General features: G+C 64.6%; 26 protein-coding genes and 1 pseudogene. 12 read left to right on the top strand and 15 right to left on the bottom strand.

Annotated elements, in window-relative coordinates; translation table 11 throughout:
- Positions 1 to 51 precede the first annotated feature (51 nt).
- Both fdxA and VVT58_RS00845 read left to right on the top strand, forming a co-directional pair.
- The gene (fdxA, locus tag VVT58_RS00850) at positions 52 to 390 is read left to right on the top strand and encodes a ferredoxin FdxA (RefSeq protein ID WP_327751976.1); all 339 of its coding nucleotides are present in this window, start codon (positions 52 to 54) and stop codon (positions 388 to 390) included.
- Positions 391 to 666: 276 nt separating this feature from the next.
- Positions 667 to 1194 (top strand): CarD family transcriptional regulator, encoded by a 528-nt coding sequence (locus tag VVT58_RS00845; RefSeq protein ID WP_066559459.1) that lies wholly within the window; start codon positions 667 to 669, stop codon positions 1192 to 1194.
- Between the two features lie 195 nt (positions 1195 to 1389).
- Here VVT58_RS00845 and VVT58_RS00840 read toward each other — a convergent pair whose 3' ends face one another.
- Entirely contained in the window at positions 1390 to 1632 is a 243-nt protein-coding gene (locus VVT58_RS00840; RefSeq protein ID WP_066559460.1) for a hypothetical protein, read from the bottom strand.
- Positions 1633 to 1701: 69 nt separating this feature from the next.
- Complete coding sequence (locus VVT58_RS00835) at positions 1702 to 2172, bottom strand: hypothetical protein (protein ID WP_327751977.1); 471 nt, start codon at positions 2170 to 2172, stop codon at positions 1702 to 1704.
- Positions 2173 to 2298: 126 nt separating this feature from the next.
- Between VVT58_RS00835 and betI the strand changes: the two genes are divergently transcribed.
- The 4 genes from betI to VVT58_RS00815 all read left to right on the top strand — a co-directional run bounded on the left by betI (position 2299) and on the right by VVT58_RS00815 (position 6076).
- Complete coding sequence (gene betI, locus VVT58_RS00830; protein WP_327751978.1) at positions 2299 to 2949, top strand: transcriptional regulator BetI; 651 nt, start codon at positions 2299 to 2301, stop codon at positions 2947 to 2949.
- 118 nt (positions 2950 to 3067) lie between these two features.
- On the top strand, positions 3068 to 3631 hold the full coding sequence (gene ahpC, locus VVT58_RS00825) for an alkyl hydroperoxide reductase subunit C (protein ID WP_267249465.1): 564 nt from the start codon (positions 3068 to 3070) through the stop codon (positions 3629 to 3631).
- 392 nt (positions 3632 to 4023) lie between these two features.
- Entirely contained in the window at positions 4024 to 5616 is a 1593-nt protein-coding gene (gene ahpF, locus VVT58_RS00820; protein WP_327751980.1) for an alkyl hydroperoxide reductase subunit F, read from the top strand.
- A 160-nt stretch (positions 5617 to 5776) separates the two neighbouring features.
- Complete coding sequence (locus VVT58_RS00815; protein ID WP_327751981.1) at positions 5777 to 6076, top strand: hypothetical protein; 300 nt, start codon at positions 5777 to 5779, stop codon at positions 6074 to 6076.
- Between the two features lie 12 nt (positions 6077 to 6088).
- On the opposite strand, the gene VVT58_RS00810 is transcribed toward VVT58_RS00815, so the two are convergent.
- The 5 genes from VVT58_RS00810 to glmM all read right to left on the bottom strand — a co-directional run bounded on the left by VVT58_RS00810 (position 6089) and on the right by glmM (position 9710).
- The gene (locus tag VVT58_RS00810) at positions 6089 to 6721 is read right to left on the bottom strand and encodes a L,D-transpeptidase family protein (RefSeq protein WP_405053712.1); all 633 of its coding nucleotides are present in this window, start codon (positions 6719 to 6721) and stop codon (positions 6089 to 6091) included.
- A 74-nt stretch (positions 6722 to 6795) separates the two neighbouring features.
- Positions 6796 to 7395 (bottom strand): ribonuclease HII, encoded by a 600-nt coding sequence (locus tag VVT58_RS00805; RefSeq protein ID WP_327751982.1) that lies wholly within the window; start codon positions 7393 to 7395, stop codon positions 6796 to 6798.
- A complete protein-coding gene (gene thiD, locus VVT58_RS00800; protein ID WP_327751983.1) occupies positions 7388 to 8149 on the bottom strand; it encodes a bifunctional hydroxymethylpyrimidine kinase/phosphomethylpyrimidine kinase in 762 nt (253 codons plus the stop codon). Before thiD ends, VVT58_RS00805 begins: the two co-directional genes overlap by 8 nt.
- A complete protein-coding gene (locus VVT58_RS00795; RefSeq protein ID WP_327751986.1) occupies positions 8146 to 8370 on the bottom strand; it encodes a DUF1272 domain-containing protein in 225 nt (74 codons plus the stop codon). Before VVT58_RS00795 ends, thiD begins: the two co-directional genes overlap by 4 nt.
- Positions 8370 to 9710 (bottom strand): phosphoglucosamine mutase, encoded by a 1341-nt coding sequence (gene glmM / locus VVT58_RS00790; protein ID WP_327751989.1) that lies wholly within the window; start codon positions 9708 to 9710, stop codon positions 8370 to 8372. Before glmM ends, VVT58_RS00795 begins: the two co-directional genes overlap by 1 nt.
- Positions 9711 to 9801: 91 nt before the next feature.
- On the opposite strand from glmM, the gene VVT58_RS00785 reads away from it, so the two are divergent.
- Positions 9802 to 11175, top strand: a complete 1374-nt coding sequence (locus VVT58_RS00785) for an amino acid carrier protein (protein WP_327751992.1) — start codon at positions 9802 to 9804, stop codon at positions 11173 to 11175.
- On the opposite strand, the gene VVT58_RS00780 is transcribed toward VVT58_RS00785, so the two are convergent.
- From VVT58_RS00780 to VVT58_RS00755, 6 genes and pseudogenes are all read right to left on the bottom strand, one after another.
- Positions 11172 to 12494, bottom strand: coding sequence for a Xaa-Pro aminopeptidase (locus VVT58_RS00780; RefSeq protein WP_327751994.1), 1323 nt, complete (start codon positions 12492 to 12494; stop codon positions 11172 to 11174). The genes VVT58_RS00785 and VVT58_RS00780 overlap by 4 nt on opposite strands.
- Positions 12495 to 12621: 127 nt before the next feature.
- Complete coding sequence (locus VVT58_RS00775; protein WP_066559486.1) at positions 12622 to 12804, bottom strand: general stress protein CsbD; 183 nt, start codon at positions 12802 to 12804, stop codon at positions 12622 to 12624.
- A 264-nt stretch (positions 12805 to 13068) separates the two neighbouring features.
- Entirely contained in the window at positions 13069 to 13602 is a 534-nt protein-coding gene (gene rpsI, locus VVT58_RS00770) for a 30S ribosomal protein S9 (protein WP_327751997.1), read from the bottom strand.
- The gene (gene rplM, locus VVT58_RS00765) at positions 13602 to 14081 is read right to left on the bottom strand and encodes a 50S ribosomal protein L13 (RefSeq protein ID WP_082748648.1); all 480 of its coding nucleotides are present in this window, start codon (positions 14079 to 14081) and stop codon (positions 13602 to 13604) included. Before rplM ends, rpsI begins: the two co-directional genes overlap by 1 nt.
- A 131-nt stretch (positions 14082 to 14212) precedes the next feature.
- Positions 14213 to 14533 (bottom strand): annotated as a pseudogene (gene cutA / locus VVT58_RS00760) (divalent-cation tolerance protein CutA).
- Positions 14530 to 15576, bottom strand: coding sequence for a COX15/CtaA family protein (locus VVT58_RS00755; protein ID WP_327752000.1), 1047 nt, complete (start codon positions 15574 to 15576; stop codon positions 14530 to 14532). The pseudogene cutA and the gene VVT58_RS00755 overlap by 4 nt, the downstream one beginning before the upstream one ends.
- 120 nt (positions 15577 to 15696) lie before the next feature.
- Between VVT58_RS00755 and VVT58_RS00750 the strand changes: the two genes are divergently transcribed.
- A complete protein-coding gene (locus tag VVT58_RS00750) occupies positions 15697 to 17769 on the top strand; it encodes a PAS domain-containing protein (RefSeq protein ID WP_327752001.1) in 2073 nt (690 codons plus the stop codon).
- Positions 17770 to 17786: 17 nt separating this feature from the next.
- Here the strand turns inward: VVT58_RS00750 and VVT58_RS00745 are convergent, their stop codons facing one another.
- Complete coding sequence (locus VVT58_RS00745; RefSeq protein WP_327752003.1) at positions 17787 to 18416, bottom strand: 2-dehydro-3-deoxy-6-phosphogalactonate aldolase; 630 nt, start codon at positions 18414 to 18416, stop codon at positions 17787 to 17789.
- A 93-nt stretch (positions 18417 to 18509) separates the two neighbouring features.
- Positions 18510 to 19400: a 2-dehydro-3-deoxygalactonokinase gene (locus VVT58_RS00740; RefSeq protein ID WP_327752059.1), complete on the bottom strand. Its 891-nt coding sequence runs from the start codon at positions 19398 to 19400 to the stop codon at positions 18510 to 18512.
- A gap of 122 nt (positions 19401 to 19522) precedes the next feature.
- Between VVT58_RS00740 and VVT58_RS00735 the strand changes: the two genes are divergently transcribed.
- From VVT58_RS00735 to VVT58_RS00720, 4 genes are read left to right on the top strand one after another with little or no spacing between them, the layout of a single operon-like run.
- On the top strand, positions 19523 to 21325 hold the full coding sequence (locus tag VVT58_RS00735) for an IlvD/Edd family dehydratase (protein ID WP_327752005.1): 1803 nt from the start codon (positions 19523 to 19525) through the stop codon (positions 21323 to 21325).
- A 39-nt stretch (positions 21326 to 21364) separates the two neighbouring features.
- A complete protein-coding gene (locus tag VVT58_RS00730) occupies positions 21365 to 22942 on the top strand; it encodes an aldehyde dehydrogenase (NADP(+)) (RefSeq protein WP_327752006.1) in 1578 nt (525 codons plus the stop codon).
- Positions 22939 to 23862, top strand: a complete 924-nt coding sequence (locus VVT58_RS00725) for a Gfo/Idh/MocA family oxidoreductase (RefSeq protein ID WP_327752007.1) — start codon at positions 22939 to 22941, stop codon at positions 23860 to 23862. The genes VVT58_RS00730 and VVT58_RS00725 overlap by 4 nt, the downstream gene beginning before the upstream one ends.
- A gap of 17 nt (positions 23863 to 23879) precedes the next feature.
- Positions 23880 to 24635: a FadR/GntR family transcriptional regulator gene (locus VVT58_RS00720; RefSeq protein ID WP_327752008.1), complete on the top strand. Its 756-nt coding sequence runs from the start codon at positions 23880 to 23882 to the stop codon at positions 24633 to 24635.
- Positions 24636 to 24769 lie beyond the last annotated feature (134 nt).

Genomic DNA, 24769 nt, shown 5'->3' with positions numbered 1-24769 from the left:
GACCGCGCATAGCAGGACGCCCAATTGTCCTAATTCCAAGAGTGCTGACCCATGACCTACGTCGTGACCGATAACTGCATCCGCTGCAAATATATGGATTGCGTCGAGGTTTGCCCCGTGGACTGTTTCTACGAGGGCGAGAATATGCTGGTCATCAACCCCAATGAGTGCATCGACTGCGGCGTGTGCGAGCCTGAGTGCCCTGCCGAAGCGATCCTGCCCGATACCGAGAACGGCCTGGAAAAATGGCTGGAGCTGAACACGAAATTCTCCGCCGAATGGCCGAACATCACCGTCAAAGGTGACGCCCCCGCCGACGCCGACGCGATGAAGGGCGTCGAAAACAAGCTGGAACAGTTCTTCTCGCCCGAGCCCGGCAGCGGAAGCTGATCTGCCGCGCCGCAGCGTTGCCCGCGCGCGGTCCGGACATCCCCCAAACTAGCTGTTGCGTTTAATTTGCAAGCCCACTCCCGGATTTTGTGTCCGGGGGTGGCAATTTTGTTACGAATCTGCTAAATAGGGACCAACAGGTGGACATGGTCGCGTCCGCTACGGAGACAAATGCCTGATGTATTGATGGTGGCGCCGCATCCCCCTCGGCTCGTGCATCTGTTCGCACTTGCAACGCGAACGCCACCGCTCCCCTGTAATATGGAAAGGTTTCAAATGGCTGCCAAGGCGCTGTCCTTTGACGTAGGTGATTATGTTGTTTACCCCAAGCATGGCGTTGGCCGCGTCATAGAGCTGCAAAAGGAGCAGATTGCGGGCATGGAGCTGGAGCTCTATGTTCTCCGCTTCGAAAAGGAGCGCATGACGCTCCGCGTGCCCACGAACAAGGCCGAAGGCGTCGGCATGCGCAAGCTGTCCTCCAACAAGACGCTGGAGGAAGCGGTCGAGACGCTCAAGGGCAAGCCCAAGGTGAAGCGCACCATGTGGTCGCGCCGCGCCCAGGAATATGAAGCGAAGATCAATTCGGGCGACCTAGTGTCGATTGCCGAAGTGACCCGCGACCTGTTCCGCGCCGACGATCAGCCGGAACAGAGCTATTCCGAACGGCAGATCTTCGAGGCCGCCTCCAGCCGCCTCGCCCGCGAACTCGCGGCGATGGAGGAAACGGACGAGCCGAGCGCGCTCAAGAAGATCCTGCGCATCCTCAACGAAGCCGCGCCCCGGTACGTGAAGGTGGAAAGCTGATCAAACTGCGCTCGAGCCGACAACGGCAGGCGTAAAGAAAAGGGCGTCCCGATCGGGGCGCCCTTTTCCGTACATCCTGAGTTGGCAGCTTCCAGAACCATCCGCTTCTGCACAAGCGCCGGGCCGAGACAGACGGCTCAAGACAGCGCAGATACTGGGTTCCTGCCTCTGCACGACCACCAACCATGCGCAATCTTATTGCTGATCCTTTACGGCACCCGCCGCATCCTTGGCTGCGTCACCGACATCGCTTGCCGCCTGACCGACCTGCGTAGCGGCGCCTTCGACAGCGCTATCCTTGCGGGTTTGGCTGCTGATCAGGAAGAAGGCGGCGATCGCCACCACCACGACCAGCAAGAGAACGGCTACCATGGTGCCGCCGCCGCCACGCTTTTCGATGACCGTGGTGGTCGTCGGACGCTCCTGATAATCCGCCATAGAAATCCTCCTCATCTTCACGCCACCCGGCAACATAATGCGCAAGCAAGCTGACGGGTTCCTGAGCCTTCAACGGCAATAGCCCTCCCGCCCCGGCACAACGACCAAACAATCCTGCCTGCCCGCGAGATATTTGAACCCCGTCTCGGCGCCCGCGCCCGGCCGGATGCTGAGTTCCTGGCCGTCCCGCACGAAGCGGATCGCCGCCCCTGCGGCCACACCGTCATAACCGCCCTGCCGGTCGAGATTGTCCCGGTTCGTGATGGTATAATGGCCTGGCCGGCCATCCGGCGAGGGCTGAATGTCCAGGAAAAGTCCCTCCGGCCCGTTCCACCGTCCCACCCAATCATCAGTGGGCAGGCCCGCCGCTTCATTGGCGGCCGCGCCGACCGCATCCGGCTCCTCGACCGCCTCGACATCCGGCGCCTGCGCGGCATTGTTCGCGACCGTCCCCTTATCCACGCTCTTCGCGCAACCGGACATCAGCGCGCCCGCCAGCATCAACGGTAGAAGCGCGCGGTTCAGATCAAGACGCCTCATTCATCTTTCCCCTTGCAATTGGCCTCATAAACGGCTGAACGCGGGTCTTCGATCCATTTTCCTGAATGGGGACGGAGCGCTTGCCAGCGGTTCCGGCAGGGAGCAGGATCATGGCGGGGAAAAGAAATGGAGCACAAGGTTGAGGGGCGCCCCGAACGGGCGCGTTTCGTTCGCGAAACCGCCGATGTCCGGCGGCAGGCTCTGATCGAGGCAACCGCGCGCTGCCTGGCCGAAAAGGGCGTGGGCGGCACCTCCGTTCGGGCGATCTGCGCCTATGCGGGCGTGTCCGCAGGCCTGCTGACTCATTATTTCGACGGCGTGGATGCCCTGATCCTGGCGACCTATCGCGATGTCGGGGAACAGGTCGCCGCCGCGATGGAACGCGCCGTGGCCGAGGCCGGACCCGATCCCCGCGCCCGGCTCTGGGCCTATTTGCGGTCCAATTTCCAGCCGCCGGTACTGGACCCCAGTCTGCTTGCGACCTGGATTTCCTTCTGGAGCCTCAACAAGACCAATCCGAAAATCGCCGCCACCCATGCCGAAACCTATGGCGGTGGGCGCGAACGCATGGAGGTGCTGCTGCGGGAAGCGGCGCCGCAAATTCCTCGTCCGGACGCGCGCATCGCCGCCATCGGCCTCACTGCGATGATCGACGGCCTCTGGCTGGAACTGTGCCTCGATTCGTCCACCTTCACCATCGAGGAAGCGTTGGGCATGATCGAGGAAGCGATGAATTACGTCCTGCACAAGCCCAGAAGCGGTCCGATCGATCAATAAGACGGCCTGTGATCGCTTTTATCAATCGACTTGGCCAAGAAAACCAATTTCACGTCCCCATGCGCATTCCCTACATGGGTCGGGCAACAGCAACTCCCTAAAAGGAACTGGAAAGCCCATGGCTCTTATCAACACGACCATCAAGCCGTTCACCGCCACCGCGTACAAGCAGGGCAAGTTCGTCGACGTCACCGACGCCGACGTGAAGGGCAAGTGGGCCGTCTTCTTCTTCTACCCCGCCGACTTCACCTTCGTCTGCCCGACGGAGCTGGAGGATTTGGCCGACATCTACCCTACCCTTCAGAAGCTAGGTGTGGAAGTTTATTCGGTTTCGACCGACACGCATTTCAGCCACAAGGCCTGGCACGACACCTCGCCGGCCATCGGCAAGATCAACTATTTCATGCTGGGCGACCAGTCGGGCCAGATCACCAACAATTTCGACGTGATGCGTCCGGGCGTCGGCCTGGCTGACCGCGCCACCTTCCTGGTCGATCCCGAAGGTGTGATCCAGTTCATGGAAATCACCTCGGAAGGCGTCGGTCGCAACGCGACCGAACTGCTTCGCAAGGTCAAGGCTGCGCAATATGTCGCCGCCAACCCTGGCGAAGTCTGCCCGGCCAAGTGGGAAGAAGGCGAAGCCACCCTGGCTCCCTCGCTCGACCTCGTCGGCAAGATCTAACGGCCTCGCCGACATTCCGCCCATGCGGGCCTGCGAAGCACGATTTCCTGCGCTTCGGTGCTCACGGACCAGAAGTCCGCTGCGCTCCGATACTCGGACATCACGCTTCTCGGCTCCACCTGAACGAAATGTCGACAAGGCCTTAACTCTTCGTCGGGCTGGGTTGAAGGCACCCTCCCCGGCCCGGCGGGAGCCATTATATGCAACGTGCTCCTGCGAAGGCAGGAGTCCAGAGCGTCAGGTCACGCGCCAAAGCCTGGACTCCTGCCTTCGCAGGAGCACGCCGCTCTCAATTTACAACCTCCGCAAACGCCGGGCCTTCGGATCGCACCGTCCCGGCGAAGGACAAGCCGCGTGCCCCGGATCGGCGCGCCCAACCCATGGAGACCACTATGTTGGACGCAAATCTCAAGGGCCAGCTCAAGGCCTATATGGCGAACATTACCCAGCCGATCGAGCTGGTGGCGTCGCTGGACGAAGGCGCGAAGAGCCGTGAACTCAAGACGCTGCTGGATGAGATCGCTGAACTGTCGGACAAGGTGTCCATCACCACCGGCCCAAAAACCGATAGCACCAAGCGCGTCCCCAGCTTCATGATCCGCCGTACCGGCACGGACATCGGCGTAACCTTCGCCGGCCTGCCCATGGGCCATGAATTCACCTCGCTCGTCCTCGCCCTGCTGCAAGTCGGCGGCCACCCGTCCAAGGCGGCGCAGGAACTGATCCAGCAGATCAAGGACATCGATGGCGATTTCGCTTTCGAAACCTATTTCTCGCTGTCCTGCCAGAACTGCCCCGATGTGGTGCAGGCGCTGAACCTGATGGCCGTCCTCAACCCCCGCATCAGCCACACCGCCATCGACGGCGCGCTGTTCAAGGAAGAAGTCGACGCCCGCAAGGTCATGGCCGTCCCCACCGTCTTTCTGAACGGCGAACCCTTCGCCTCGGGCCGGATGGAGCTGGAGCAGATCGTCGCCAAGATCGACAGCGGCGCGGCCACCCGCGCAGCGGAGAAGATCAAGGCGCAAGACCCGTTCGAGGTGCTGATCGTCGGTGGCGGTCCCGCTGGCGCTGCGGCGGCGATCTATGCGGCGCGCAAGGGCATCCGCACCGGCGTCGCGGCGGAGCGCTTCGGCGGTCAGGTGCTCGACACCATGGATATCGAGAATTTCATCTCGGTCAGCCGCACCGAAGGCCCCAAATTCGCCGCCGCGCTGGAAGCCCATGTGAAGGACTATGACGTCGAGATCATGAACCTGCAGAAGGCTGCCAAGCTGATCCCGGCCAAGACCGAGGGCGGCTATCATGAGGTCGTGCTGGAAAATGGCGCGTCCTTGAAGGGCAAGACCGTCATCCTCTCGACCGGCGCCCGCTGGCGGCAGATGGGCGTGCCTGGCGAGGACGAATATAGCAACAAGGGCGTGGCCTATTGCCCGCATTGCGACGGCCCGCTGTTCAAGGGCAAGCGCGTGGCGGTGATCGGCGGCGGCAATAGCGGCGTCGAGGCGGCCATCGACCTGGCCGGCATCGTCGCCCATGTGACGCTGATCGAATATGACAGCCAGCTCCGCGCCGACGCCGTGCTCCAGCGCAAGCTCGCCAGCCTGCCCAATGTCAGGATCATCACCTCGGCCCTCACGACCAAAGTGGACGGCAATGGCGAACGCGTCACCGGCCTCAGCTATAAGGATCGCAGCGGCGGTACGGAGCATGATGTCGAACTGGAAGGCATTTTCGTCCAGATCGGCCTCGTCCCGAACACCGAATGGCTGAAGGACGCGATCGCCCTTTCCCCACGCGGCGAGATCGAAATCGACGCGCGCGGCGAAACCAGCCAGCCCGGCATCTTCGCGGCGGGCGACTGCACCACCGTGCCCTATAAGCAGATCGTGATCGCTTGTGGAGCGGGCTCGACGGCGGCGCTCTCCGCCTTCGATTACCTGATCCGCCTGCCCGCAGCGGAGGAAACCGCCGAAGCAGCCTGATCATCCGGGCCAAAGAATCGCGGGGCGGCGGATTCCACGGGGGGATCAGCCGCCCTTTTCTCATTCAAGCCACTCAAAAGACACGCGATTGTAAAGTTAATGTCTTTTTCACCATGATTCGCGATTCTGGACGGCGTCAATTACGCAAGCAGGTATCGTCATGGCGCACTGTGCCTATCGCAATCCGGAATGGCTGTCGGCGGTCTACGCCATGGTCGACGATGTCTGCGCGCGGGATGGCGCCCCTCCGCCGGGGACGATCGGCACCCTGACCCGCCTCATCGACAGCGCGCAAAGCGATCGCTCGGCGGACAATTTCCTTCCCCGTGCACAGGACATGCTGCTGGCCATCCACCGCCTGCGCGCCTCGCTCGCGCAATCCGATTCCCAGGCCAGCGCGATCCGCGGCGAGCTTCGCCTGATGTGCAACGACTGGATCAAGTCGGCCCGCTTCTGTTGATCCGAATTCCTCTTAACGCCGCATCAAGCGCAGCCGGAAAATCCCCGGATCGACCTCCAGCATCGGCGCGGCCGTCTCATCCCGCTGCGCCAGCACCACCGGCGCTTGCGGCGCGAAGGTCACGACGGCGCTTCCCGGATCGCCCACCACCAGCGCATCAACCATCAGCACGGGACTCAGACGATCCGAGGTCACGCTGACCAGAGTCCCGACCTGCGTCATCCCGAACAGCTTGCGCGCAAAGGCATAAGGCAGCCTGATGCACCCGTGGCTCGCCGGATAGCCGGGATTATGCCCCGCATGCAGCGCGATCCCGTCCCAGGTCAGCCGCTGCATGAAGGGCATGGGCGCGTTGGAATAGATGTTCGACCGATGCCATTCCCGCTTCTGCAGCACGGGAAACTCCCCGGTCGGCGTGCGATGCCCCTTCATCCCTGTCGATACGCTGGCAATCCCGACCAGCCGGTCACCATCATAGACATGCACCATCTGTCGCTCGATGCTGATCACCATATGGAGCGGCCCGACGAATGGCCCCTCCTCCAGCCAGCGATAGCCCCCCGGCGTCACCGGCTCCTGCGCCGCCACGGACACGGCGATCACGCACAGCAGCGGCAAAAGCATCCAGGTCAGAAAGGCGCGCATCAACACTTTCTTAACCACAAGACGCGCCAGCGCCAGCCCCTGATCGACCCACCCAGGTTCAGACTGGGACGATCCTACAGCAAGCTCAATTGCGCGACCGGCGCGAAGCTCCTGCGGTGCAGCGGCGTCGGCCCATGTTCGCGCAGCGCCGCCAGATGCTTGGCGCTGCCATAGCCCTTGTTGCTTTCCCAACCATAATGGGGATGCACCGCCGCCGCCTCGATCATCATCCGGTCGCGTGCTTCTTTCGCCAGGATGGAGGCCGCCGCGATCGACAGACATTTGGCGTCACCCTCGACCACCGCCGTCGATGCCCAGCGCCATTGCGGGCAGCGATTGCCGTCCACCAGCACATGCGCGCAATCCTGGGTCAAGGCCTCGACCGCCCGCGTCATCGCCAGCATGGTCGCCCAGAGGATGTTGAGGCTGTCAATCTCCTCGACCGAAGCGACACCCAACCCCCAACACAGCGCCCGCGCCTTGATCTCTCCCTCCAGAACTCCCCGTCTGGCGGCGCTGAGTTGCTTGCTGTCGTTGAGGCCTTCCGGGCAATCCTCCTGCCGCAGGATCACCGCCGCCGCCACGACGGGTCCGGCCAGCGGGCCGCGCCCTGCCTCGTCCACCCCGGCAACCAGCCCCGGACAATGCAGCAGCTCATGGGAAAAATCAGGCATGGTCGTAAAACCCGAAAGGCGCGCCCATCGGCCCATGTCCCTGCCCTAGTCCCGGTGCGAGGGCGAGCGCCTCCCGCACATATTTGCGCCCGCGTTCGATGGCGTCGACCAGGTCCAAGCCCTGCCCCAGCCCGGTCGCTATCGCGCTGGCCAAAGTGCAGCCGGTGCCATGGGTGTGCAGCGTGTCGATCCGCGCATTGCTCCACGCCTTGCGCAGACCCTGCGGCCCGATCAGCCGGTCCGTCAGCATCGGCCCCTCGCCATGGCCGCCCTTAGCCAACACATGGGTTGCAAAGCGGATCGCGATCTCCTCCCCGCCCAACGCCTCCAGCTCCGGAATATTCGGCGTGACCAGCGTGGCCAGCGCCATCAGCCTTTCGAAAGCCGCGATGATCGCTTCATCCGCCAGCGCGGAGCCGCTGGTAGCCACCATGACCGGATCGAAAACGATCGGCACGCCCTCCAGCGCGGCCAGCCGCTCCGCCACCGCCGCAGCCGTTTCCGCCGATCCGATCATGCCGATCTTCACCGCATCGATCCCGATATCGCTGATGACGCTCTCCATCTGCTGGAGCACCATGCCGGTCGGCACAGCATGAACGCCCTGCACGCCCAGCGTGTTCTGCGCGGTGATCGCGGTGATCGCGGTCATGGCATGGCCGCGGAGCAGCGTCACAGTACGGATATCCGCCTGGATGCCCGCGCCTCCCCCGCTGTCGGACCCGGCAATGATGAGGATACGGGCGGAAGTCATGCCTTGAAATGCCGCTCCGTCGAAGCCGGATGGCGTTTGAGCGCATCGCCGGTCCGGGTCGGCCGGTCCATCAATTCCCCGCCGCAATTCGGACAGCGATCATCCAACGCTTCCGCACAGGGCGCGCAGAAGGTGCATTCGAAGGAACAGATAAATGCCCCCGGCTCGTCGGCGGGCAGTTCCGTCCCGCAACGCTCGCAATCGGGCCGCAATTCCAGCATCAGGCAGCCGCCTTCGCCACGGCATCGCAGATGCGCTCTACCACATCCTTGACCTGCTCCTCCCGGTCTCCCTCGGCCATCACGCGGATCACCGGCTCCGTGCCCGAAGGCCGGATCACCAGTCGCCCGCACCCGTTCAACTCCGCCTCAGCCTGGGCGATCACCCGCTTCACATCCTCATGCTCCAGCGGCTTGCCGCCGGAGAAGCGGACATTCTTGAGCAATTGCGGCACGGGATCGAACTGGTGCAGCACTTCGCTGGCAGGCTTGCCCGATCGCACCAGCGCCGCCAGCACCTGCAACGCCGCCACGGTGCCGTCGCCGGTCGTCGCATAGTCGGAAAGGATCATATGCCCTGACTGCTCGCCGCCGACATTGAAGCCGCCCTCGCGCATCCGCTCCAGCACATAGCGGTCGCCCACCTTGGTCCGCTCCAGCGCCATGCCCTGCCCGGTGAGGAAGCGCTCCAGCCCCAGGTTCGACATCACCGTCGCCACCAGCCCGCCGCCGCGCAGCATCCCCGCCTTCGCGAAATTGCCCGCGATCAGCGCCATGATCTGGTCGCCGTCGACGATCGCGCCATGTTCATCCACCACGATCAGCCGGTCGGCATCGCCATCCAGCGCAATGCCGATATCAGCGCCCGCCGATACCACAGTTTCCTGCAACAGCAGCGGCGCGGTCGATCCGCACTGGTCGTTGATATTGATGCCATTGGGCGTGACGCCGATCGCCACCACCTCCGCCCCCAATTCCCAGAGGGCCGAGGGCGCGACCTGATAAGCCGCCCCATTGGCGCAATCGACCACGATCTTGAGGCCATCCAGCCGAAGATCGGCAGGGAAGCTGGATTTGACGGCATGGATATAGCGGCCCCGCGCGTCCTCCACGCGGCGGGCGCGGCCGATTTCCTGCGACGCGGCAAGCGGAATATCTTGGCTTAGCATCGCCTCGATCTTCAGCTCATCCTCATCCGACAGCTTATAGCCATCCGGTCCAAACAGCTTGATGCCATTATCGAAATAGGGGTTGTGACTGGCCGAGATCATCACGCCCAGATCGGCGCGCATCGAATGGGCGAGCAGCGCCACCGCCGGAGTCGGGATCGGCCCGAACTGCACCACATCCATGCCGACGGCGGTGAAGCCCGCGACCAGCGCATTTTCCACCATATAGCCCGACAGGCGCGTATCCTTGCCGATGACGACGCGATGGCGATGGGTGCCGCGCTGGAAATGCTTGCCCGCCGCCATGCCGACCTTCATCGCCAGTTCGGCGGTCATCGGCCATTGGTTGGTGCGTCCGCGAATGCCGTCCGTGCCGAAATATTTTCTGCTCATAATCCCTGCCCGCCCATGCGGTGAAACCTCTTATCATTCCCATAGCAATCTTTGTTCGACTTTCCAGCAAGGAGGAGCCATCTCCTTGCAAATGGACGGATTCAATGCAGCGGTCGACGCCCTTTCCGGCGCGGTCTTCTTCAAAGTGCCGGTGCTGGGGACGCAGATCGAACTGATCGTGCTCTATCTGGCTCTGCCGATGCTGTTCTTCACCGTCTGGCTGGGCTTCCCCAATCTAACCGCGATCGGCAGGGCGCTGCGCATCCTCAAGACCCAACCGCATGAGGGCGAAGCGAAGGGCGACGTCAGCCAATGGGGGGCGCTGTCGACGGCGCTGTCCGGCACGATCGGCCTGGGCAATATCGCGGGGGTGGCGGTGGCGCTGACGATGGGCGGGCCGGGCGCGATCCTCTGGATGTTCATCATCGGCTGGTTCGCAATGACGGTGAAGATGGCCGAAGTCACGCTGGGCCTCAAATATCGCACCTTCGACAGCCGGGGCCATGTGCATGGCGGGCCGATGTATGTGCTCAAAGCCGTGGGCGCGGCGCGGGGCTGGCCGAAGATCGGGCTGCTATTGGGCGGGCTTTACGCCTTTTTCGCTCTGTTCGGGGCGATTCCCATGGTGCAGGTCAACCAGAGCTTCGCGCAGGTGAAAGTGGTGACGGGCTTCAGCAATGGCTGGGCCTATGGCACGATCCTCGCGGGCGCGGTGGCGCTGGTGACTTTGGGCGGCGCGGCGTGGCTGGGCGAAGTGGCGAAGAGGCTGACGCCGCTCAAGGTCGCGGTCTATCTGATCGGCGTGGCGACGGTGCTGATCCTGCATGCCGCCGCCATCCCGGCAGCGCTGGCGGAAATCTGGCAAGGCGCCTGGAGCGGACAGGCCGCGACCGGCGGCGCCGTGGGCGCGTTCGTTTCGGGAATGCGGCGCGCAGTGTTCGCGAGCGAGGCGGGCGTGGGATCGGCGGTCATGGCGCATAGCCTGGCGCGGGCGCGGCATCCGGTGTCCGAGGGGCTGGTCGCGCTGCTCGAACCGTTGCTCGGCACGATGATCGTCTGCGCCATGGGCGGGCTGGCGCTGGTGGTCGCGGGCACATGGAAATCGGGGCTGGAAGGGATCGCCATTACCTCCGCCGCCTTCGCGCAGGTGTCACCCTCCTTCCCATGGCTGCTGGCGGTGGTCGTGGTGCTGTTCGCTTATTCGACGCTGGTCGCCTGGGGCTTCTATGGCTTGCAGGCCTGGGGCTATCTGTTCGGCAACGGACCCAAGGCGCAGTGGAGCTACAAGATTCTCTATATCATCGCCCTACCCCCGGCGGCGGCCATCGACCTCGGCCGGGTGGTCGGCATTGTCGACAGCAGCTTCTTCCTGATGGCGATCCCCAATGTGATCGCGCTCTACCTCTGCGCCGGGGAATTGCGGCGCGATGTGCGCGATTATCTGGCGACGCCCGAGGAGGATTAACGCGCCATCGCCGTTTCGATTTCCTCGACGGTTCGGGAGATGCCTTCGCTCAGGCGCTGCGATCCGGTCGGCGTGATCAGATAGAGATCCTCGATCCGAATGCCATAATTGGCGGATTGGACATAAAGGCCCGGTTCCACGGTAATGACCGCGCCCGCCGGCAGCGGCTTGGACATGTCGCCCACGTCATGGACATCAAGGCCGACCAAATGACCGAGGCCATGGGTGAAATCGTCGACCCGCCCGGCCTTGCGGAAGACATCTTTCGCGGCCTCCACCAGATCCTCATAATAGACCCCGGCCTTGAGCTTGGCCACGGCAGCGGCCTGAGCGGCGAGTACCAGTTCATAGGATGCGCGCTGTTCAGCACTAAACTTGCCGCTGGCGGGGAAGGTCCGCGTCACGTCGCAGGCATAGCCACCGACCGAAGCAGCCGCGTCGATCAGGATCAAGTCATTGGGTCCGATGACCCCGCTGCCGCCGGTATAATGCAGCGAAGCCGCGTTGCGCCCAGTGGCGACGATGCTGTCATAGGCCAACCCCTCTCCTCCCCCGGCGCGGAAAGCATCCTCCAATATGGCCTTGAGCTGCCTTTCGGTCATGCCGGGCCGTACCTGCTTCATCGCGGCGATATGGCCGCGCGCCGTTGCCGCCGTCGCCCTGCGCATCAGGTCGAGTTCGCGCGGTTCCTTGACGATGCGCAGCGAAGGCAGCAGGCCGCTCTCATCCTTGAGCGAAACGCCCGGCACGCGCTGCATCACCTTGCCGTAAAGCTCCAGCGCCTGGGGCACCGGCGCGGATGCGCTGACGATAGGGCCAAGGAAATGCAGCGTCTTGGATCGTTCGGCCAGGGTGGTGACGAGGCTTCCCAGACCGCCGGTGCGCGACACCCGGGGAAAGCAGGTGCGCCGCTCCAGTTCCGTGCCCAAAGGCAGGCGTTCGACCTCCCAACGCTCCGCCTCCGGATCGCGCGAGGGGAGTAGCAGCCATTCCTTGATCGTCCGCTCGGCGGGCGCCATGACGAGAATCGCGCCGGGTTCATCGACGATGCCGGTCAGCCAGGCAAAGTCCCCGTCCTGCACGAAGGGCGGTGCGACGGCGGCGGCGCTTTCTACCGGCCCGGCGCCATAAACGACGGCGACACCGTCTTTCAGCAATTCCATGACGCGGCGGCGGCGTTCGCGAAACACATCCGGGGTGAAAGGCGAAGTGCCCGCCGGGGTCGCGAAGCCCTGCGGCGGCAACGTTTGTGCGATGAGTCGCGTGGAAAGGACCAGCGATGCCGTGGCGCCCGCCAACATGGTCCGCCGATTATACATAGAGTTCTCCCTTGCTGCGCCAAACAGGAGCATGAAAGGAAGCGGGCGGCAAGGGGCGTATCAGGGTGATGATACAGTAAAGACCCCGCCCAAGGGCGAGGCCTTTCATGATGTCTGCGGCGGCGGGTCAGATCTTGTCGCCCAGGGCGCCTTTCACCGAACCCTTGATGTCCTGAACGGTGCCCTTGCCCTTCTGGGCCTGGCCTTCCGCCACCAGATCGGGATCGCGCCGGTTGCGGCCTACGGCTTCCTTGACGGCGCCGGCCGCCTTGTTGCCTGCGGCCTTTGCCTTGTCGGTCAGTTCGCCCATGGGGTTTCTCCTGTCTGTTGCTGTTACCGGGTCAACAAAGGAAGGGGGCGGAAGGTTGCCATTGGTGCGGACGCGAAATGGTGGCTTTGGGTAGATAGGAGACGGTCTGCTTCGCGCTGCTTTTCTTGAAGCGCATCGTGTTCCTGCGAAGGCAGGAACACGTATGCGCTCAATGGCAGCTAATGGCCGAAATCGGCCTTTTGCGCACAAAAAGAAAAGGGCCGGAAAACCGGCCCTTCCCCAATTTCGTTCCGATCGAACCGATCAGCGCTTCGAGAACTGGAAGCTGCGGCGGGCCTTGGCCTTGCCGTACTTCTTACGCTCGACGGCGCGGCTGTCGCGGGTCAGGAAGCCTTCGGCCTTGACCGCGCTGCGCAGCGCCGGCTCATACTTCGACAGAGCCTGGGCGATGCCGTGCTTCACAGCACCGGCCTGGCCCGACAGACCGCCGCCCTTGACGGTGGCGATCACGTCATACTGACCTTCGCGCTCGGTGACGCCGAAGGGCTGGTTGATCACCAGACGCAGGGTCGGGCGGGCGAAATAGATTTCCTGATCGCGGCCGTTGACCGTAATCTTGCCGGTGCCGGGCTTCACCCAGACGCGGGCGACGGCGTCCTTACGACGGCCGGTCGCATAGGCGCGGCCGAGGCTGTCGATTTCCTGGGCACGCAGCGGAGCCGAAGGCTGGACCGGAGCGATCGGCGCATCGGCAGCGACGGTCTCGACAGCGGCAGGAGCCGGGGCGTTGGCGGTCAGCGACGCGAGGTCGGACAGAGACTGGCGGTTATCGGACATTATGCACCCACCTTGTTCTTGCGGTTGCGCGACGCGAAATCGAGCACTTCGGGGTTCTGCGCTTCGTGGGGATGCTCGGCGCCGGCGAAAATGCGCAGGTTGCGCATCTGCTGGCGGCCCAGCGGGCCACGGGGGATCATGCGCTCGACGGCCTTTTCAAGCACGCGCTCGGGGAAACGGCCTTCCAGGATCTTCTGGGGGGTGGTTTCCTTGATGCCGCCGGCATAGCCGGTGTGCTTGTAATAGACCTTGTCGGTCAGCTTGCGGCCGGTGAACTTCACCTTGCCCGCATTGACAATGATGACATTGTCACCGCAATCGACATGGGGCGTGAAGCTCGTCTTGTGCTTGCCGCGCAGGATATTCGCGACGGTCGAGGCGAGGCGGCCGACGACGAGGCCTTCCGCGTCGATCAAAATCCACTTCTTTTCGACCGTGGCCGGGGTTGCCGGCTTGGTGGTCTTCATCAGCGCCTTCATGGTGCCAATACTCCAGTTGAAATTAGTCACCGATCACCGTCACCGGCTTTCGGAAGATGCGCGCTAATGACGGGTGAGACGCGCCAAGTCAAGAGATTCGGCGGGATTGCTGACGGGTAAAATAATACCTGTCACTTGTTGAACTGATCTCCCACCCACCGGGCGAAGGCGCTATCGGCGGCCTCCACCGGCAAGGCGAGGATCGCGGGAACCTCATAATCATGCAGTTCGGCAAGGCGCGCCATCAGCGCATCGCGGCGGGACGGCGCGGTCTTGAAGAGGACCGGCACCTCGGCCGCCTCCTCCATCGCGCCGTTCCATTCTTAGAAGGAGGTCGCCTCCCCCAGCAGGTTCGCGCAGGCCGCCAGCCGTTCCTCGACCAACTGCCGCGCGATGCGGGTCGCGGCCTCGCGCGAGCCGAACAGCGTGTAGACGAGCGCGACGGCGCTCATCCCCGGCGTTCCCCAAGCGCATGGGCGCCCCAGGTGGCCGATGCGACCACCAGCGCGCCGACCGCCTGGTGCAGCACGGCCAGCGGCAACGCGATGCCGCTGATGACGGTGGCGATGCCAAGCGCGACCTGCGTGCCGACCGCCGCGTTGATCGCGATGGAGGGGCCGCGCTCCCCAGCCTGCTTGGCCATGCGGGCCAGCATGACCAGCATGAACGCAGCGACCCAGGCCCACCAGCGATGGATGAAATGCACCAGATAGGGATCGCTGGACAGCGTCGCCCAGAGCGAGCCGAGCCACTGGATTCCTTGCGGCACGAGATGGTCGTTCATCAGCGGCCAGGTGCTGGAAACATAGCCCGCATCCAGCCCCGCCGTGAACGCGCCGAACATCAACTGCACCAGCAGCGCCACCAGCGCGGCGATCGCGAAGGGGTGCAGCATCGCCGGTTTCGCAAAGGGCGTGCGCGAGCGCGTCAACAGGTCCAGCGCGGTCCAGATCAGCCCGCCCATGATGAACAGCGCCGTCAGCAGATGCACCGCCAGCCGGTAGTGGCTGACATCGGTGCGCACCGACAGGCCCGACTTCACCATCCACCAGCCGATCGCGCCCTGCAGACCGCCCAGCGCCAGTAGCGCCAGCAGGCGCGGTCCATAGCCCTGCGGGATCGCCCGCTTCCACGCGAACCAGATCAGCGGCAGCGCGAAAGCCACGCCGATCAACCGCCCGAGCAGCCGGTGCACCCATTCCCAGAAGAAGATGAACTGGAAATCGCCCAGAGTCATGCCCTGCCGCAACTGCTGATATTCGGGAATCTGCTGATAATCGCGAAACGCCTCCATCCACTGGTCATGGGTCAGCGGCGGGATGGCGCCGGTAATCGGCTTCCATTGGGTGATCGACAGGCCGGATTCGGTCAGGCGTGTGATGCCGCCGACGACGACCATGCAAAAGACGAGGGCGGCGACCGTCAGCAACCAGCGCGCGATCGGCGCGGGGCGTGGGATGGCGACGGCGGGGCGGGTCAGAGTCAACGCGGTCATGGTGCCGATCCATGCTCGCTTGTCCGGCCGGTTGCAAGAACAACAGGAACCGAAGGACAAAAGGTCATAACGCCTTGTGCATCAACGGATACAAACCGTCGGACAGGCGTATCTCGCCTCATGGGAAAGCTGATCGAGGATAAGATGAGCGGCGCGCAGGGCATTGCGGGCATGATCGCCGCGCAGGGCACTATGGGCGCCCTGACCGCGCGCATCGACGCCGGGTCTCCGCTGGGTCCGGTGGAGGGATGGTCCCCCGCGCTGGTGTCGACCGTCCGGCTGATGCTGTCGTCCAGGGCGGAGATCGTGTTGTTCTGGGGCCCCGATCTCTGCGCCCTCTACAATGAAGCCTATGCGCCCACCATCGGGGACAAGCATCCCCGCGTGCTGGGCCGTCCTGCGCGGGAGGGATGGTCGGAACTGTGGGACGATCTGGAACCGCTGCTGCGATCGGTGGTCGAGGGCGGCGAGTCCGTGCACGCCAGGGACCGCCCCTTCTATATCGAGCGCGACGGTGGCCAGGGAGAACAGGTGTTTTTCGACATCAGCTACTCCCCGGTGTTCGAGGCGGACGGGTCGATCGGCGGCGCGCTCTGCATCGTCAGCGAGACGACCAGACGCGTGCTGGCCGAAAAGGAAGTGCGGGCCGACCGCGCCCGGCTGTGGGCACTGGCGCGCGATCCCTTTCTGGTCGCGGACAAGGACGGCGTGTGGATGGCCGCCAGCCCGGCCTGGACGGACATATTGGGCTGGAGCGAACAGGAGCTGATCGGGCGCACGTCGGAATGGATGGAACATCCCGACGATCTGGAGAAGACGAAGGGCGAAATGGCCGGCCTGGCCAGGGGCATGCCGACGGTACGCTTCGAAAATCGGTTCCGGGCGAAGGACGGCAGCTATCGCCATTTCAGTTGGACGGCGGTGCCGGAAAACGACCTTGTTTATTGCGTCGCCCGCGACGTGACGGAGCAACGCGCCCATGCCAGAGCCTTGGCGGAGGCGGAAGCGGCGCTGCGGCAGGCGCAGAAGATGGAGACGCTGGGCCAGCTTACCGGCGGGGTGGCGCATGACTTCAACAATCTGCTGCAGATCGTCACCGGCAATCTGGAACTGTTGCAGCGCGGGCTGGATAAGATCGGCGGCGAAGATCAGGCGCGGCTGCGCCGGGCGGCGGACAATGCGATGGGCGGCGCCGAGCGCGCCGCGCTGCTGACCCAACGGCTGCTCGCTTTCTCCCGGCGCCAACCGCTGGCGCCGGAGCGGATCGATCCCAACCGGCTGGTGAGCGGCATGTCCGACCTGCTCAATCGCACATTGGGCGAGACCATCGAGATCGAGACGATCCAGAGCGCCCGGGTGTGGCCCGTCGAGATCGACGTCAACCAGATGGAAAACGCGTTGCTCAACCTGGCGGTGAACGCCCGCGACGCCATGCCGGACGGCGGCAAGCTGACCATCGAAGTCGCCAACACGCATATCGATGCGGACTATGCTGCGCAGGAAGCGGAGGTGTCGCCCGGCCAATATGTGCTGATCAGCATGTCCGACACCGGCGCAGGCATGGACGAAGAAATATTGAGCCACGCCATCGAACCCTTTTTCACCACCAAGGAGGTCGGGCGCGGAACCGGCCTGGGCCTGTCGATGGTCTATGGCTTCATCAAGCAGTCGGGCGGCCATTTCCGCGTCTATTCGGAAAGCGGCCACGGCACGACGGTGAAAATTTATCTGCCGCGTTTCTACGGGCCGCTGCCAGACAATGACACCGGCACGGTGGACCGCTGCGCGCCGGAATGTCCCGGCGACGAAACGATATTGGTGTGCGAGGATGATGAGAAGGTGCGGGCCTATACCGTCGATGTGCTGAAGGAACTGGGCTATCGGGTGATCGAGGCGGCCGATGGTCCGGCCGCGTTGCAGGCGCTGGAGGGGGCTTCACAGCCGATCGACCTGCTGTTCACCGATGTCATCCTACCCGGCGGGATGACCGGCGCGGACATAGCGCGGGAGGCGCAGACGCGTCGGCCGGGGCTGAGGGTGCTGTTCGCGACCGGCTATGCGCGCAATGCAATCTTCCATCATGGCCGGCTCGATCCGGGGGTGGAGTTGCTGACCAAGCCCTTCACCTATGCCGAGCTGGCCGCGAAGGTGCGGGATATGCTGGATCGCGCCGAAGTGCGGCATGCGGGGTGAGGTGAGCAGTATATGCGTTAGAGCGTCCGCCTCCACGCAGCGACCAGTTCCACCGCCCGCTCCCTGACTGCGGCGACGCTGTCGCCGGGGCGATAGAGCGCACCGCCGACGCCGATCCCTTCGCAGCCAGCCGCGAGCCATTCCCCGATCGTGTCGGCGCCCGTGCCTCCGACCGCCCAGACGCCGACATGTTTGGGCAGCACATCCTTCACTGCCTTCACATAGGCAGGGCCGAGGCTGGCGGCGGGGAAGAGCTTGATGCGGCGAGCGCCCGCCTTGATCGCGGCGAAGGCTTCGCTGGGCGTCATGAAGCCGGGAAGCAACTCCAGGCCGAGATGCGCGCCTCTGGCAATGACCTGCGGGTCGGTGTTGGGCGTCACCATGATGCGGCCGCCTGCATCGTGCAGATTCTGGACCGCCTCGACCGACAGGACCGTACCGCCGCCGATCAGTGCGCGGTCGCCAAATTCGGCCTGCATCGCGGCGATGCTCTTAAGCGGTTCGGGGGAGTTGAAGGGGATTTCCAGAATGCGGATGCCTGCCTCGATCAGCGCGGCGCTCATGTCGAGCGCTTCTACGGGCTTCAGGCCGCGCAGGATCGCGCAGATAGGAGGCGCGCCGGCGGCAAGCAGGTCATCGAGGGTCATAGGCGGGGTCTCCGATCAATGAGGCAGGTTGTTCGGTGTGTTTTGGCCATTTCCGGACATTTTCGAAGTTCGTCATCCCCGCGCAAGCTGCCATCACACCAAACCCAACCCGGCCAGCGAACAAGCATCGCCATCCAGCACTTGCGAGGCCAGCCCCTGTCTTCCCAGCGCCTGCGCATAGCGAACCGATAACTGGGCATCTCCGATCAACAGAATGTCATCCGCTTCGCCCAACGTGCTGCGGATTTCCGCGATCTCGCAGCCGATGATGAGGCCGGACAGATAGCCCGTCGCCCAATCCTCCGACCTTCCGCCGCGCAGCCGCATCGCCCGCGCGGCGAACAGGGAGGCGAGCAGCCGCCCCTCCCCAGCCCGCTCCAGCCCTTCGGCAAAGCCTGCCGCTTCCTGCGCGGGATCGGCCCGGTCGACCTTCGGCCCCAGGGTAGAGCGGTCCCGCAGCAGGGCGAACAACTCCCCCGTCGGCATGGTGCGGAAGGAGACGACGCGGCCATCTTCTACCACCGACCATTTATTGTGCGTGCCGGGCAGGACGATGAGGTGCCGTCCCTGCCGCAATGCCGGTTCGCGGGCCATGGCTCCAAAAATCTGCGTTTCCTCGCCCCGCATCACATCGGGCACGCCGTCAGGACCGACGCAGGCGAGCCCGGCCATGATGCTGAGCGGCGTGCCGCGCCATTCGAAGCGCACCGCGGCGGCGCGCCAGGCTGCGGCGTCAGCGGGGCAATCGGCATAGGGCGCCTCCACCCAGCCGTCGCGAGCGCCGGCCATGCCGCAGAGGCGTATCTCTCTGGGCGCGCCTTCCTCCAGCCAGGGGGCGATGACAGCGGCAAAGGCGGCTTCGGCTTCCTTTCCCACCGCGCCGATGCCGGGGCCGTCGCGACGGGCGGTGACATGGCCCTGCTCCACGCGAAACAGGCGCAGGCGGCTGGTGCCCCAGTCCCCGATGACCTCATAGCGGCTCATCAAATTCATCACTTGGCCCCAAGCATCCTTGAATTTCTATTTGTCTGAGTATATCGGAGGGGCGAACGCGTCAATGTGCCCCGAATTCGATCTGCCCTTTTCTTCGACAGGATGCCCCTTTCATGAGCGAATCGCCCAAGCCCGCCCATAAGTTGCGCAGCCGCGCCTGGTTCGACAACCCCGACAATATAGACATGACCGCGCTCTATCTGGAGCGTTATCTGAATTTCGGCCTTTCGCTCGAAGAACTGCGCAGCGGCAGGCCGATCATCGGTATCGCGCAGACCGGCAGCGACCTGTCGCCCTGCAACCGCCACCATATGGTGCTGGCGGAGCGCATTCGCGAAGGCATCCGCGAAATGGGCGGGATCGCGCTGGAATTTCCGGTGCATCCGATCCAGGAGACGGGCAAGCGGCCGACGGCGGGGCTGGACCGCAACCTCGCCTATCTGGGGCTGGTCGAGGCGATTTACGGCTATCCGCTGGACGGGGTGGTGCTGACCACGGGCTGCGACAAGACGACGCCCGCGCTGCTGATGGCGGCGGCTACTGTCAACATCCCGGCCATCGCTTTGTCGGTGGGGCCGATGCTGAACGGCTGGCACAAGGGCGAGCGGACGGGTTCGGGCACGATCGTATGGCATGCGCGGCAATTGCTGGCGGCGGGCAAGATCGACGATGAGGGCTTCATCAAACTGGTGGCGTCCTCGGCGCCCTCGACCGGCTATTGCAACACCATGGGCACGGCGACGACGATGAACTCGCTGGCCGAAGCGCTGGGCATGATGCTGCCCGGATCGGCGGCGATCCCGGCGCCCTATCGCGACCGGCAGGAGGTCGCCTATCGGACCGGCAAACGCATTGTCGAGATGGTGGCGGAAGATCTCAAACCCTCCGACATATTGACGCTGGACGCCTTCCATAACGCCATTGTGGTGAACTCGGCCATTGGCGGATCGACCAATGCGCCGATCCACCTCGCCGCCATTGCGCGCCATGTCGGCGTCGACCTGCCGCTCAAGGATTGGGAGACGGTCGGGCATAAGGTGCCGCTGCTGGTGAACCTCCAGCCTGCGGGCGAATATCTGGGCGAGGATTATTATCGTGCCGGTGGCGTGCCCGCCGTGGTCAGCCAGCTTATCGGGCAAGGACTGATCCGCGAGGGCGCGATGACGGTCAACGGCAGGACCATAAGCGAGAATTGCAAGGGCGTGGAGATCGAGGATGAGAAGGTCATCCGTCCCTTCGGCCAGCCGCTCAAGGAAGAGGCGGGCTTCCTCGTCCTCTCGGGCAACCTGTTCGACGCGGCGGTGATGAAGACCAGCGTGATCTCCGAGGAGTTCCGCCAGCGTTATCTGTCCAACCCGCAAGACCCCAATGCCTTTGAAGGTCCGGCGGTCGTGTTCGACGGGCCGGAGGATTATCACCGCCGCATCGACGATCCGGCGGTTGGCATCACGCCCGACACGCTGCTGTTCATGCGCGGCGCTGGCCCCATCGGCTATCCGGGCGCGGCGGAGGTCGTGAACATGCGGCCGCCCGCTTATCTGATCACCGAGGGCATCTCCGCCCTGCCCTGCATCGGTGACGGGCGCCAGTCGGGCACGAGCGGAAGCCCCTCGATCCTCAACGCCTCGCCCGAAGCGGCGGCGATGGGCGGGCTTGCGCTGCTGCGGACCGGCGACCGGGTGCGCATGGACCTCAACACCGGCACGGTGAACGTCCTCATTCCCGACGAGGAACTGGAGGCGCGCCGGGCGAAGCTGGTGGCGGAGGGCGGGTTCCAATATCCCGCCTCCCAGACCCCGTGGCAGGAAATCCAGCGCGCCCTCGTCGGCCAGATGAATACGGGCGCGATCCTCGAAGGTGCAGAGAAATATCAGCGCATCGCCCAGACCATGGGCCTGCCCCGCGACAATCATTGAAGGCCATTGGCATTGATCCCCAATCCCGGAGTTTTTCCCATGTTCAACGGAGCCATCCTCATCGGCGCGAGCGAGCGCCAGGGCGGCGAGCCTTTCTTCGCCATCGATCCGTCGACCGGCGCGAAGGGCGAAGTCGGCTTCCATAACGCCTCGACCGCTGACGTGGCCGACGCCTGCGCGCTCGCTGACGCCGCGTTCGAGAGCTTTTCAACGTTGTCGCCCGACGCCCGCGCCGCCTTTCTGGAGGCCGTGGCCGATCAGATCATCGCCATTGGCGACCTGCTGATCACCACTGCGATGAGCGAGACCGGCCTGCCTCGCGGCCGCCTGGAAGGTGAACGGGGCCGCACCGTCGGCCAGTTGCGCCTGTTCGCCGGCTATGTCCGTCAGGGCGACTGGCTGGACGCCACCATCGACCCGGCCCTGCCGGATCGCACCCCGCTGCCGCGTAGCGACCTGCGCCGCGTCAACCATGCGGTCGGTCCGGTCGCGGTGTTCGGCGCGTCCAACTTCCCCCTCGCCTTCTCCGTCGCGGGCGGTGACACGGCATCGGCCTTCGCCGCCGGTTGTCCGGTCGTGGTCAAGGGCCACCCCGCCCACCCCGGCACCGGCGAGTTGGTCGCCCGCGCCATCGCTGCCGCCGTCAAGGCGTGCGGCCTGCATGAAGGCGTGTTTTCCTACCTGCCCGGCACGACCAACGAACTGGGCGGCGCGCTGGTGGCCGATCCGCGCATCAAGGCGGTGGGCTTCACCGGATCGCGCGGCGGCGGCCTTGCCCTCATGAAGATCGCGGCGAACCGCGAGGAACCGATCCCGGTCTATGCCGAAATGTCGAGCATCAACCCGGTCGTGCTGCTGCCGGGCGCGCTCGCGGCCCGCGCCGAAGCCTTGGGCAGCGCCTTCGTCGGCTCGCTGACCCTCTTTTCGGGCCAGTTCTGCACCAATCCCGGCATGGTGATCGCGCTCGACGGTCCCGATCTGGACCGCTTTGTGGCTTCGGCCGCCGAAGCGCTTTCGGCCAATGGCGCGCAGGTCATGCTGACGCCGGGCATCCATGCGGCTTACGAAAAGGGTGTCGCCGTGCTGGCCGGGGCCGAGGGTGTCGCCACGCTCGCACGCGGCGCGGAACCAGAGGGCGTCAACCGGGGCCGGCACGCCCTGTTTGCCGCCAGCGGCGAGCAGTTCCGCGCCAATCCGGCGCTGGCGCATGAGGTGTTCGGTTCCTCCTCGATCCTCGTCAAATGCGCGACCATAGAGGAAGTCGTCGCCACCATCGCCCGGATGGAGGGCCAGTTGACCGCGACGCTCCAGATGGAAGACAGCGACCAGGCCGATGCCGCAAAGCTGCTGCCCACCCTGTCCCGCAAGGTCGGCCGCGTGCTCGCGAACGGCTGGCCGACCGGGGTCGAAGTGACCCATGCCATGGTGCATGGCGGTCCCTTCCCTTCGACCTCCGACGGGCGCACAACCTCGGTCGGCACGCTGGCGATGATGCGCTTCCTGCGCCCGGTCTGCTATCAGGATGTGGCCGACGCGGTGCTGCCCCCTGCCTTGCAGGCCGCCAATCCGTGGAAGCTGACCCGCCGTATCGAAGGCAGGCTGGAAGTCGCGGCATGACCATCAAGGCAGGCCTTGTCGGCTTGGGCAAGATCGCCCGCGACCAGCATCTGCCCGCGATCGAAAAGATCGAAGGCATAGAGCTGGTCGCGATTGCCAGCCGCAATGCGCTGGGCGAAGGGGTACGCAATTATCCCGACCTTGGCGCCATGCTGGCGGGCGAGCGGGATCTGGACGCCGTGATCCTCTGCCAGCCGCCGCAGGTTCGCTATCAGGCGGCGCGGCAGGCGATATTGGCTGGCAAGCATGTCTTCCTGGAAAAGCCGCCGGGCGCGACCGTGTCCGAAGTGGAGGCGCTGATCGCGCTGGCGAAGGCGCAGAATGTCACCCTCTATGCAAGCTGGCACAGCCGCTATGCCGCCGCCGTCGCGCAGGCCAAGACGTGGATGGCTTCGCGCACCATCGAACGCATATCGATCCAGTGGCGGGAAGATGTGCGCCACTGGCATCCCGGCCAGCCCTGGATCTGGGAAGCGGGCGGCTTTGGCGTGTTCGATCCGGGGATCAATGCGCTCTCGATCCTGACCGAGATCGTGCCGGAGCCGGTGACGCTGCTCTCCGCCAGTCTGGAAGTGCCGGAGAACAAGGACGCCCCCATCGGCGCCGACCTCAAAATGGCGACCGCCTCGGGCGCGCCGGTGGAGGCGGTGTTCGACTGGCGCCAGACCGGGCCGCAGACCTGGGACATCGCCGTCGAAACGGCGGATGGCAGCCTGCTGCTGTCCGAGGGCGGGAACATGCTGCGTCTGGACGGTGAAATCCAGTTAAAGGCGCCGGACGAGGAATATCCGGCCATGTATCGGCGTTTCGTCGGGCTGGTGGCGGACAAGGCGATCGATGCCGATATCGCGCCGCTGCGGTTGGTGGCGGATGCCTTCCTTTGTGGGCGGCATTGTCCTACGACGGCGTTCGAAGAATGAACCGAGGGGGCTGAAAGTTGGGAAGTGGGCGCAAGGATGGGACGGAACGCAGATTTGCGCCGGACGAAAGCTCGCTCCGCATCCACCAGGCCATTGCGAAGCAGTTGGGCACCGCGATCCTGATGGGCATCCACAAGCCCGGCGACCTGTTCGAAGGGGAGATCGAGGCGTCGGAGCGGCTCCAGGTCTCGCGCACCGCCTATCGCGAGGCGGTGCGCATCCTGATCGCCAAAGGAATGCTGGAAAGCCGCCCCAAGGCCGGAACCCGCGTGCTGCCGCGCGCCCGCTGGAATGTGCTGGACCCCGAAATGCTCGCCTGGATGTTCGCGGGCGAGCCGGACCGCGATTTCATCCGCGATCTGTTCGAACTGCGCGGGGTGATCGAACCGGCGGCGGCGGAATTCGCGGCGCGGCGGCGGACCGATGAGCAATTGGCCGTCATGGCGCAGGCGCTGGAGGATATGGAAAGCCATGGCCTCTCCACGCCCGAGGGCCGAGCGGCGGACCAGCGCTTTCATAACGCGATCCTCGCCGCGACGCATAATGACGCGCTCGCCGCGCTGGCAAGCTCGGTCGGGGCAGCGGTGAGCTGGACCACCACCTTCAAGCATCGCAAGAAACTCCTGCCGCGCGATCCCCTGCCCGATCACAAGGCGGTCTGTCAGGCCATCGCCAGCCGCGACACTGCGGCCGCACGCAACAGCATGGTGGAATTGCTGCGGCTGGCGATGGCGGACATGGACAGCGTGCTCGCTGAACCCGGCAGGGATTGAGGGTTCGTCCAAGGGCTGCGCCAGGGGTCTGCCGCCAACGGATAATCCGGCTTGCCAGCCTTTGCCGGGAACAGGGCGGCGGCATGTGGCATGCCCCCTCCCCTGGCTGCGCGATGAGCCGTGCTGTCGAGCAA

This window comes from Sphingobium sp. SJ10-10, from assembly GCF_036038995.2.
In the GTDB taxonomy this organism is placed as follows: Bacteria; Pseudomonadota; Alphaproteobacteria; order Sphingomonadales; family Sphingomonadaceae; genus Sphingobium.
The sequence above is the reverse complement of the archived record's forward strand: the minus strand, read 5'-3'. Positions and strand labels throughout refer to the sequence as shown.

What these genes read in the sequence shown, in the direction of transcription:
- fdxA (WP_327751976.1), top strand. Translation starts at nt 52, where the DNA reads ATGACCTACGTCGTGACCGATAACTGCATCCGCTGCAAATATATGGAT.
- VVT58_RS00845 (WP_066559459.1), top strand. Translation starts at nt 667, where the DNA reads ATGGCTGCCAAGGCGCTGTCCTTTGACGTAGGTGATTATGTTGTTTAC.
- VVT58_RS00840 (WP_066559460.1), bottom strand. Translation starts at nt 1,632, where the DNA reads ATGGCGGATTATCAGGAGCGTCCGACGACCACCACGGTCATCGAAAAG.
- VVT58_RS00835 (WP_327751977.1), bottom strand. Translation starts at nt 2,172, where the DNA reads ATGAGGCGTCTTGATCTGAACCGCGCGCTTCTACCGTTGATGCTGGCG.
- betI (WP_327751978.1), top strand. Translation starts at nt 2,299, where the DNA reads ATGGAGCACAAGGTTGAGGGGCGCCCCGAACGGGCGCGTTTCGTTCGC.
- ahpC (WP_267249465.1), top strand. Translation starts at nt 3,068, where the DNA reads ATGGCTCTTATCAACACGACCATCAAGCCGTTCACCGCCACCGCGTAC.
- ahpF (WP_327751980.1), top strand. Translation starts at nt 4,024, where the DNA reads ATGTTGGACGCAAATCTCAAGGGCCAGCTCAAGGCCTATATGGCGAAC.
- VVT58_RS00815 (WP_327751981.1), top strand. Translation starts at nt 5,777, where the DNA reads ATGGCGCACTGTGCCTATCGCAATCCGGAATGGCTGTCGGCGGTCTAC.
- VVT58_RS00810 (WP_405053712.1), bottom strand. Translation starts at nt 6,721, where the DNA reads ATGCGCGCCTTTCTGACCTGGATGCTTTTGCCGCTGCTGTGCGTGATC.
- VVT58_RS00805 (WP_327751982.1), bottom strand. Translation starts at nt 7,395, where the DNA reads ATGCCTGATTTTTCCCATGAGCTGCTGCATTGTCCGGGGCTGGTTGCC.
- thiD (WP_327751983.1), bottom strand. Translation starts at nt 8,149, where the DNA reads ATGACTTCCGCCCGTATCCTCATCATTGCCGGGTCCGACAGCGGGGGA.
- VVT58_RS00795 (WP_327751986.1), bottom strand. Translation starts at nt 8,370, where the DNA reads ATGCTGGAATTGCGGCCCGATTGCGAGCGTTGCGGGACGGAACTGCCC.
- glmM (WP_327751989.1), bottom strand. Translation starts at nt 9,710, where the DNA reads ATGAGCAGAAAATATTTCGGCACGGACGGCATTCGCGGACGCACCAAC.
- VVT58_RS00785 (WP_327751992.1), top strand. Translation starts at nt 9,802, where the DNA reads ATGGACGGATTCAATGCAGCGGTCGACGCCCTTTCCGGCGCGGTCTTC.
- VVT58_RS00780 (WP_327751994.1), bottom strand. Translation starts at nt 12,494, where the DNA reads ATGTATAATCGGCGGACCATGTTGGCGGGCGCCACGGCATCGCTGGTC.
- VVT58_RS00775 (WP_066559486.1), bottom strand. Translation starts at nt 12,804, where the DNA reads ATGGGCGAACTGACCGACAAGGCAAAGGCCGCAGGCAACAAGGCGGCC.
- rpsI (WP_327751997.1), bottom strand. Translation starts at nt 13,602, where the DNA reads ATGTCCGATAACCGCCAGTCTCTGTCCGACCTCGCGTCGCTGACCGCC.
- rplM (WP_082748648.1), bottom strand. Translation starts at nt 14,081, where the DNA reads ATGAAGGCGCTGATGAAGACCACCAAGCCGGCAACCCCGGCCACGGTC.
- VVT58_RS00755 (WP_327752000.1), bottom strand. Translation starts at nt 15,576, where the DNA reads ATGACCGCGTTGACTCTGACCCGCCCCGCCGTCGCCATCCCACGCCCC.
- VVT58_RS00750 (WP_327752001.1), top strand. Translation starts at nt 15,697, where the DNA reads ATGGGAAAGCTGATCGAGGATAAGATGAGCGGCGCGCAGGGCATTGCG.
- VVT58_RS00745 (WP_327752003.1), bottom strand. Translation starts at nt 18,416, where the DNA reads ATGACCCTCGATGACCTGCTTGCCGCCGGCGCGCCTCCTATCTGCGCG.
- VVT58_RS00740 (WP_327752059.1), bottom strand. Translation starts at nt 19,400, where the DNA reads ATGAGCCGCTATGAGGTCATCGGGGACTGGGGCACCAGCCGCCTGCGC.
- VVT58_RS00735 (WP_327752005.1), top strand. Translation starts at nt 19,523, where the DNA reads ATGAGCGAATCGCCCAAGCCCGCCCATAAGTTGCGCAGCCGCGCCTGG.
- VVT58_RS00730 (WP_327752006.1), top strand. Translation starts at nt 21,365, where the DNA reads ATGTTCAACGGAGCCATCCTCATCGGCGCGAGCGAGCGCCAGGGCGGC.
- VVT58_RS00725 (WP_327752007.1), top strand. Translation starts at nt 22,939, where the DNA reads ATGACCATCAAGGCAGGCCTTGTCGGCTTGGGCAAGATCGCCCGCGAC.